Annotated in this window: 6 protein-coding genes; 1 reads left to right on the top strand and 5 read right to left on the bottom strand. The window is 74.4% G+C overall.

Translation table 11 applies throughout. The annotated features are described in order from the left end of the window. Window positions 1-85 precede the first annotated feature (85 nt). Both ACFVGY_RS22570 and ACFVGY_RS22565 read right to left on the bottom strand, forming a co-directional pair. A complete protein-coding gene (locus ACFVGY_RS22570; RefSeq protein WP_385680083.1) occupies window positions 86-1,111 on the bottom strand; it encodes a phytase in 1,026 nt (341 codons plus the stop codon). A 36-nt stretch (window positions 1,112-1,147) separates the two neighbouring features. After that, entirely contained in the window at window positions 1,148-1,816 is a 669-nt protein-coding gene (locus ACFVGY_RS22565) for a TetR/AcrR family transcriptional regulator (RefSeq protein WP_385680081.1), read from the bottom strand. A gap of 80 nt (window positions 1,817-1,896) precedes the next feature. On the opposite strand from ACFVGY_RS22565, the gene ACFVGY_RS22560 reads away from it, so the two are divergent. Continuing rightward, the gene (locus tag ACFVGY_RS22560) at window positions 1,897-3,507 is read left to right on the top strand and encodes an FAD-binding oxidoreductase (protein ID WP_385680079.1); all 1,611 of its coding nucleotides are present in this window, start codon (window positions 1,897-1,899) and stop codon (window positions 3,505-3,507) included. 79 nt (window positions 3,508-3,586) lie between these two features. Here ACFVGY_RS22560 and ACFVGY_RS22555 read toward each other — a convergent pair whose 3' ends face one another. Genes ACFVGY_RS22555 through ACFVGY_RS22545 form a run of 3 tightly spaced genes read right to left on the bottom strand, consistent with a single transcriptional unit; the run spans window position 3,587 to window position 6,375 of the window. Then, complete coding sequence (locus ACFVGY_RS22555) at window positions 3,587-4,993, bottom strand: ATP-binding protein (protein WP_385680078.1); 1,407 nt, start codon at window positions 4,991-4,993, stop codon at window positions 3,587-3,589. Further along, window positions 4,990-5,718: a response regulator transcription factor gene (locus ACFVGY_RS22550; protein ID WP_385680076.1), complete on the bottom strand. Its 729-nt coding sequence runs from the start codon at window positions 5,716-5,718 to the stop codon at window positions 4,990-4,992. Before ACFVGY_RS22550 ends, ACFVGY_RS22555 begins: the two co-directional genes overlap by 4 nt. Window positions 5,719-5,760: 42 nt before the next feature. Beyond that, window positions 5,761-6,375, bottom strand: a complete 615-nt coding sequence (locus ACFVGY_RS22545) for a hypothetical protein (RefSeq protein ID WP_385680074.1) — start codon at window positions 6,373-6,375, stop codon at window positions 5,761-5,763. Between the last annotated feature and the right edge of the window lie 53 nt (window positions 6,376-6,428).

The following is a 6,428-nucleotide window of genomic DNA, read 5'->3' as shown; positions in this document are numbered from 1 at the left end:
GGGGGGGGGGGGGGGGGGGGGGGGGGGGGGGGGGGGGGGGGGGGGGGGGGGGGCCCGCCGCGGGGGCCCCCCCCCCCCGGGGCGGTCAGCCGAAGTTCGCCGTGATGCGTTGCAGCGGGACGAACTTGAAGTTCTGGTTGCCGCTCGTGCCGGGAGAGCCGTTGGAGCCGTCCTGGCAGACGAAGACGCCCTGCGGGAAGGCCGGGCCGAGGTCGGCGGCGGTGGCGTCGATGCCGTCGGTGTCCTCGCAGTCGTCGGCTGCGGTGCCGTTCGTGACGGCGAACCGGCCCAGGTAGGCGTGGGTGGTGCGGTCGTAGACCGTGAAGTCGTTGCTGCCCTGGGAGGAGACGAAGAGCCGGTTCCCGGCGGCCGTGATGCCCTCGGTGTCCGCGGTGATGTGGCCGCCGGAACCGGTGGAGTCGAGCTTGGTGCGGCCGGTGCCGGCGGTCGGCTCGGCGCCGTAGATCCAGACGCCGACGTCCTCCTCGCCGAGGTAGAGCTTGCCGGTGGTGTCGTCGGCGTAGCAGCCCTCGACGGCGGAGCCCGCGTCCCACAGGCGGACCGAGGTGGCGGTCACGGAGTTCCCGCTGACGGCCAGCTCCCACTGCTCGACGCGGCCGGAGGTGGAGTTGGGGAAGGCGTACAGCTTGCCCGAGACCGGCGAGGAGTACAGGCAGATGCCGTGGGCGGTGACCTCGGTGGGGACGTCCCCCAGCCGGGTCAGCTTCCGGGTGCCGGGGTCGATGCGGTAGACGTGCATGGCTCCGTTGCCGCCGGCGGCCTCGTCGTCCGCCGAGACGACGACGTTGCCGCGCAGGTCGACGTTGTTGCCGTAGTCGCCGGTGATCCGCTGGATGCGCGCGCCGGTCATGTCGTAGACCTCCAGCGCGCCCTTCTTGTCCGTGCCGATGACCACGGACTTGGCGGGGTCGGTCGGGTGGACCCAGATCGCCGGGTCGTCGGCGGCGTCCCCGCTGTGCGAGACCGGCGCGGTCTCGACGGTCGCGGTGACGGAGGCGCCGGCCGCGTGGGCCGGTGACGAGGGTATGAGCAGAGCGGCCAGGATGGCGGCGGGGAGAGCCGCTCGGCGGGCGGAGGCGGTGGAGGACACCGGATTCCTTCCGGTCGGGGGGTGGACACGGGGAGGTTAGGGATCCTCAACGAGCCCCGCGTGAACGGCACTTGAACCGGTGGTGAGGGCTGCGGCGGCCGCGAAGAGGCGGGCGCAGCGCTGCGTCATGGCCTCGGGGGACTCTTCGGGATGTTTCACCCACCAGCGGACGAGGGTGGAGACCAGGTCCCGCCAGACGTACGCGAGCGCGTCGGCGTCCAGCGGGTCGGTGGATCCGGCCGTGCGCAGCACGTCGGCCGTGCCCTCGGCGGCGAGCCGGTCGATGGGCGCCCGGAAGTCCGCCGCGCGCCGGGCGGCCTCGCCGCCCGCGGGCAGGGAGCGGTCGTAGAGGACGAACCACGCCTCCCGCTGCCCCTCCAGGGCCGTGAAGATCCCGTTGAGCACCCGCAGGGGTGTGGGCGGCGTCGTTCCCGACCCCGTCCCGCCCGCGTCCATCGCGTCCCGGACGACGCCCAGGAGCCGGTCCCCGACGGGGGCCAGGCAGGCGAGGTACAGGTCCTCCTTGGTGCCGAAGTACTGGTGCAGCAGCGTCTTGGTGACGCCGACCCGTGCCGCGATCGAGGCCAGCGAGGCCCCCGCGTAGCCGTGGGTGCCGAACTCCTCCGTGGCGGCGGCCAGGATCTGCTGCCGGCGCTGTTCGCGCGGGACTCCCTTGGTGCCGGCTTTCGAGGACGGGGTTGCCATGCAACCAATATTATCAGTAAGTAATTTACCGCTCGGTAAATTCACTCTTCCCCGCTCCCCGCGACCCTTGGAGTGCATCCATGGACGGCACCACGGGCACCACCACGCAGCCGACGCCCCGCACCCGCTGTTGGTGGGGGTGGGGCTGGGCCGACGCGCACCCCGGCGACGCCGAATGCATCGCGATGGGTTCCCTCCTCCCCGGCACCCTCGCCCGTCCCCTGCGCGTCCCGCGCGTGCGCGACCTCCGCATCGGCAGCCCGGCCGTCGAGGCCCCGCCGAGCCTCGCGCACCTGGTCAGCACCGACCCCGGTGACCGTGCCGCGCACGCGATGGGCAAGGCCTACCGCGACGTCGTACGCGCCCTGCGCGGGCAGCCCGGCCGGATACCGGACCTCGTCGCCCGCCCGACGGACGACCGGGAGGTGGCCGATCTGCTGGACTGGGCCGGGGAACGGGGGACCGCCGTCGTCCCGTACGGCGGGGGGTCCTCCGTGACCGGCGGCGTGGAGTACCGGGGCGACGCCCACCGCGCCGTGCTCTGCCTCGACCTGACCGCCATGGGCCGCGTCCTGGAGGTCGACACTGCCGGCCGGGCCGCACGCATCCAGGCCGGGACGCTCGGGCCGAGCCTCGAGGACCAGTTGCGGCCCCACGGGCTGACGCTGCGGCACTTCCCGCAGAGCTTCGAGTTCTCCACGCTCGGGGGCTGGCTCGCCACCCGGGCCGGCGGCCACTACGCGATCGGCCGCACCCACATCGACGACTTCGTCCAGTCCATGAACGTCGTCACCCCGGCCGGGACCAGCGCCTCGTGGCGGCTGCCGGCCTCCGGCGCGGGACCTTCTCCGGACCGCCTGTTCCTCGGTTCGGAAGGGGCCCTCGGCGTCATCACCGAGGCCTGGGTCCGCCTCCAGCGGCGCCCCGTCCACAAGGCGTCCGCCTCCGTGGCCTTCGCCGACTTCCGTGACGCGCTCCGGGCGGTGCGGACCGTCGCACAGGCCGACCTAACCCCCGCCAACTGCCGCCTGCTGGACGCCGGTGAGGCCGGGCTCGCCGGCGCCGCCCAGGACGGGTCCGCCGTCCTCGTCCTGGGCTTCGAATCGGCGGACGCACCCGTCGCCGCCCGGCTCGCGCAGGCCGTCGACCTGGCCCGCGCCCACGGCGGCCGGAGCGGTACGGCCCCCGCCGCGCAGGACGCCCCGGCCGACGCCGCCGTGAGCGCCTGGCGCTCGGCCTTCCTGCGGATGCCGTACCTGCGGGACGGGCTGGCCAGGATGGGCGCCGTCGCGGAGACCTTCGAGACCGCGGCCACCTGGGACCGGATCCCCGGCCTGATCGAAGCGGTGCGCTCCGAGGTCGGGGCGGCGGCCCTCAAGGCCACCGGGCACCCCGCGACCGTCAACTGCCGGCTGACCCACGTGTATCCCGATGGTGCGGCGCCCTACTTCACCGTCCTCGCCGCCGGGCGCCCCGGGGAGGAAGCCGCGGTCTGGGACGAGCTGAAGGCCGTCGCGAGCGAGGTCCTGCACCGCCACCGGGCCACCGTCACCCACCACCACGCCGTCGGCCGGGACCACCGCCCCCACTACGACCGCCAGCGCCCCGACCCCTTCGCCCTCGCGCTGCGCGCCGCGAAGGGCGCGCTCGACCCGCGCGGCATCCTCAACCCCGGCGTGCTCGTCGACTGAGCCCGCAGCGGACCGGCCGCCCCCGCGCACCGGCTGCCGCCCGCGCACCGGCCGCGGCCCGCGCACCGGCCGCCCCCGTCTACCGGGGGCGCAGCCGGGCGGGGCGGCGGCGGGAGATACGGGACCTGCGCCCGGACAGGGTGGGCGCGGCCAGCGCGAAGGCCACCGTGATGTGCGCCCCGCCCAGGGGGCTGCGGCCGATGCGCATCGACCCGCCCGTGGCGGTCGAGGCCCGCTGCGCGATGTCCAGGCCCAGCCCCGTGGACCCGGTGCTGCTCCCGCGGGAGAGCGCCCGCTCCGGTTCGGGGATGCCCGGTCCGCCGTCCTCCACGACCAGCTCCACGGCCTGGGCCGTGCGGACGACGTGGACGCCGAACGGGGTCCCGGGCCCGGTGTGACGGAAGATGTTGCCGATCAGTGCGTCCACCACGGCGGCGATGTCGTCGTCCGAGAGGCTGACGGCCGTGGCCTCCGGGGTCAGCTCGACGGAGCAGGACCGGTCCTGCTGCTCGGCCAGGACCGCCCAGAACGCGGTGCGGCGGCGGACGACGTCGGCGACCTCGCAGCGGGGCCCGGACCCCTCCGGCGCACCGGAGACCGGCCGGCCCGCGGGGGCTTCCGCACCGAGCATGCCCTGGCCCATGGGGCCCACGGCGAGCGGGGTGCGCGCCGCGGCGATGATGGCCCGGAGCTCCGCCTCCAGTGCGCCGACCGCGGCCTCGACCCTCGCCGACTCCGGGGTGCCGGCCATGCGCTCCGACGCCAGGTGCAGGGCGGTCAGCGGGGTGCGCAGCCGGTGGGACAGGTCGGCGACCAATTCGCGTTCGACGGCCAGCAGCTCGGTCATCCGGTGGGCCATCGCATTGAACGCGACGCCCGCGTCCCGCAGTTCCCTGGGGCCCATGGGGTCCACGCGGGTGTCCAGATCGCCCTCGCCGAGGGCGCGCGAGGCCTGCGCGAGCCGCTTCGAGGACCGTACGACCTTCGCGCCGAGCCGGTCGGCGACCAGCACCGAACCACCGATCAGCCCGACGGCGAGGAAGCACATGACCGCCCACGACTCCATCACCCCGCGGGTCAGCTCCTCCTCGGGGACGAAGTTCTCGATGACGGCGACCCGGTCGCCGGGGAGCACCACCGGCTGCAGGCAGATCCAGCCGCCCGGGATCTCCCGGGAGATGGACTCCCGCCCCTTCTGCGCCCGTTCGAGCAGCGCTGACGGGGCCTTCGAGCGGCCGAGCGGGCCGGAATCCGGCAGGTGGACGACCAGGTGCTCGGCCGCGTCGAGGCTCGCCGCGGACTCCCGCAGCGCGGACGGGTCCGTGGTCAGCGTGAGCACGGGCGCCAGGGCCGCGGCGCGCTGCTCGGCCGCGGTCACGCCCTGCTCCTTGACCAGCGACATCACCAGGGCGGCCAGCGGTATGAGGAAGGACAGCGCGACCATGGAGGTCACGGCGAGCGCCACTCCGGCCAGCGAGCGTCTCACCGCGGAGCCACCAGCTTGATGCCCACACCGCGTACGGTCAGCAGGTAGCGCGGGGCCGCCGCGCGTTCCCCGAGCTTGCGGCGCAGGGACGACAGGTGCACGTCGACGGTCTGGTCGTCCACGTACGGCTCCCGCCAAACCTCGGTCAGCAGCCGGCGCTTGGAGACGACCTGGCCGGCGTGGTGGGCGAGGAACGCCAGCAGGTCGAACTCCCGCCGGGTGAGGCGGAGCTCCCGGCCCGCCAGGTACGCCGTGCGCGCGCCCGGGTCCACCGTCAGCTCGCCGACCGTGGTGGCCCGCAGCGGATCCGGAGCCGCTGCCGCCACCGACGCACCCGCCGCCGCGGGACCGGCGGCGGGAACCTGGCCGGTGCGCCGCAGGACGGCGGACAAACGGGCGATGAGCTGGCCCCCGGAGAAGGGCTTGACCAGGTAGTCATCGGCGCCCGCGTTGAGGAGGCTGATGATTTCCCGCTCGTCGTCGCGGGCGGTGGCGACCAGCACGGGCACGGAGGAGATGCCACGGATCATGCGCAGGGCATCTCCTCCGTCCAGATCGGGCAGTCCCAGGTCGAGGACCACCGCGTCGACGGGCGTCTGGGTGACCTCGCGCAGCGCGCCGAAGCCGTCGGCCGCGCTGCGCACGGCGAACCCGTGCTCCGCCAGGACCTCGATCAGTGACTGGCGGATGCTGGGGTCGTCTTCCACGACCAGGACGCTGGGCATGGGGACACCTTAGGGGCTCGGCGGACGGGGGTTCCGCACACCCTAGCGGGCATCGAACACCGGGCCGTCTGCGGTGATGCGCAGGCGGACGGGGCGGTCGGAGACCGGGATGGTGCAGCCGTCGCGTTCGCTGCAGCTCGCGTAGCCGAGCAGGACCGTCGCCTCTCCGTTCCCGTCGGCGCGGACGGGCAGGGTGGTGGTGACCGGGCCGTCCGGGTAGACGGGGACCGGGGCGCCGACACCGGGCACCCTGATCGACCGCACCTTCGCGGCGGCCGTCAGCGTGCCCTCCGCCTCGAGGGCCCCGGTGACGGACATGGCGGTCGGGCGGCCCACGCCCTCGATGCCGTCGGCCGGCAGGTCGGTGCTGTAGAGGTGGAAACCCTTCTCCTCGGGCGTGAAGACCGCGGTGAGGGTGCCCTTCGAGGCCTGCCAGCCGGACACCGAGAGGGTGACGGTGACGCCCTTCTCGCTGAAGCTCGTCGTGGCTGCGGACGCCGACGCGGATGCGGATGCGGGTGAGGGGGCCGACACCGATGCAGGTGCGCCGGAGTTCGCCGCGGGCTGCTCGCCGCACGCCGTGAGGGCGGTCAGGGACAGGAGGGCGACCGCGAGACGGGCCTTCCGGGCATGTCGGGTCTGCGGGGAAACGTTCATGTGTGCCTCTGTGTCACGTGTCACGGGATCAGATTCGGTTCTCGGGCCGGCGG

The organism is Streptomyces sp. NPDC127106 (assembly GCF_042677605.1).
Taxonomy (GTDB): domain Bacteria; phylum Actinomycetota; class Actinomycetes; order Streptomycetales; family Streptomycetaceae; genus Streptomyces.
The sequence above is the reverse complement of the archived record's forward strand: the minus strand, read 5'-3'. Positions and strand labels throughout refer to the sequence as shown.

What these genes read in the sequence shown, in the direction of transcription:
- ACFVGY_RS22560 (WP_385680079.1), top strand. Translation starts at nt 1,897, where the DNA reads ATGGACGGCACCACGGGCACCACCACGCAGCCGACGCCCCGCACCCGC.
- ACFVGY_RS22550 (WP_385680076.1), bottom strand. Translation starts at nt 5,718, where the DNA reads ATGCCCAGCGTCCTGGTCGTGGAAGACGACCCCAGCATCCGCCAGTCA.
- ACFVGY_RS22545 (WP_385680074.1), bottom strand. Translation starts at nt 6,375, where the DNA reads ATGAACGTTTCCCCGCAGACCCGACATGCCCGGAAGGCCCGTCTCGCG.
- ACFVGY_RS22565 (WP_385680081.1), bottom strand. Translation starts at nt 1,816, where the DNA reads ATGGCAACCCCGTCCTCGAAAGCCGGCACCAAGGGAGTCCCGCGCGAA.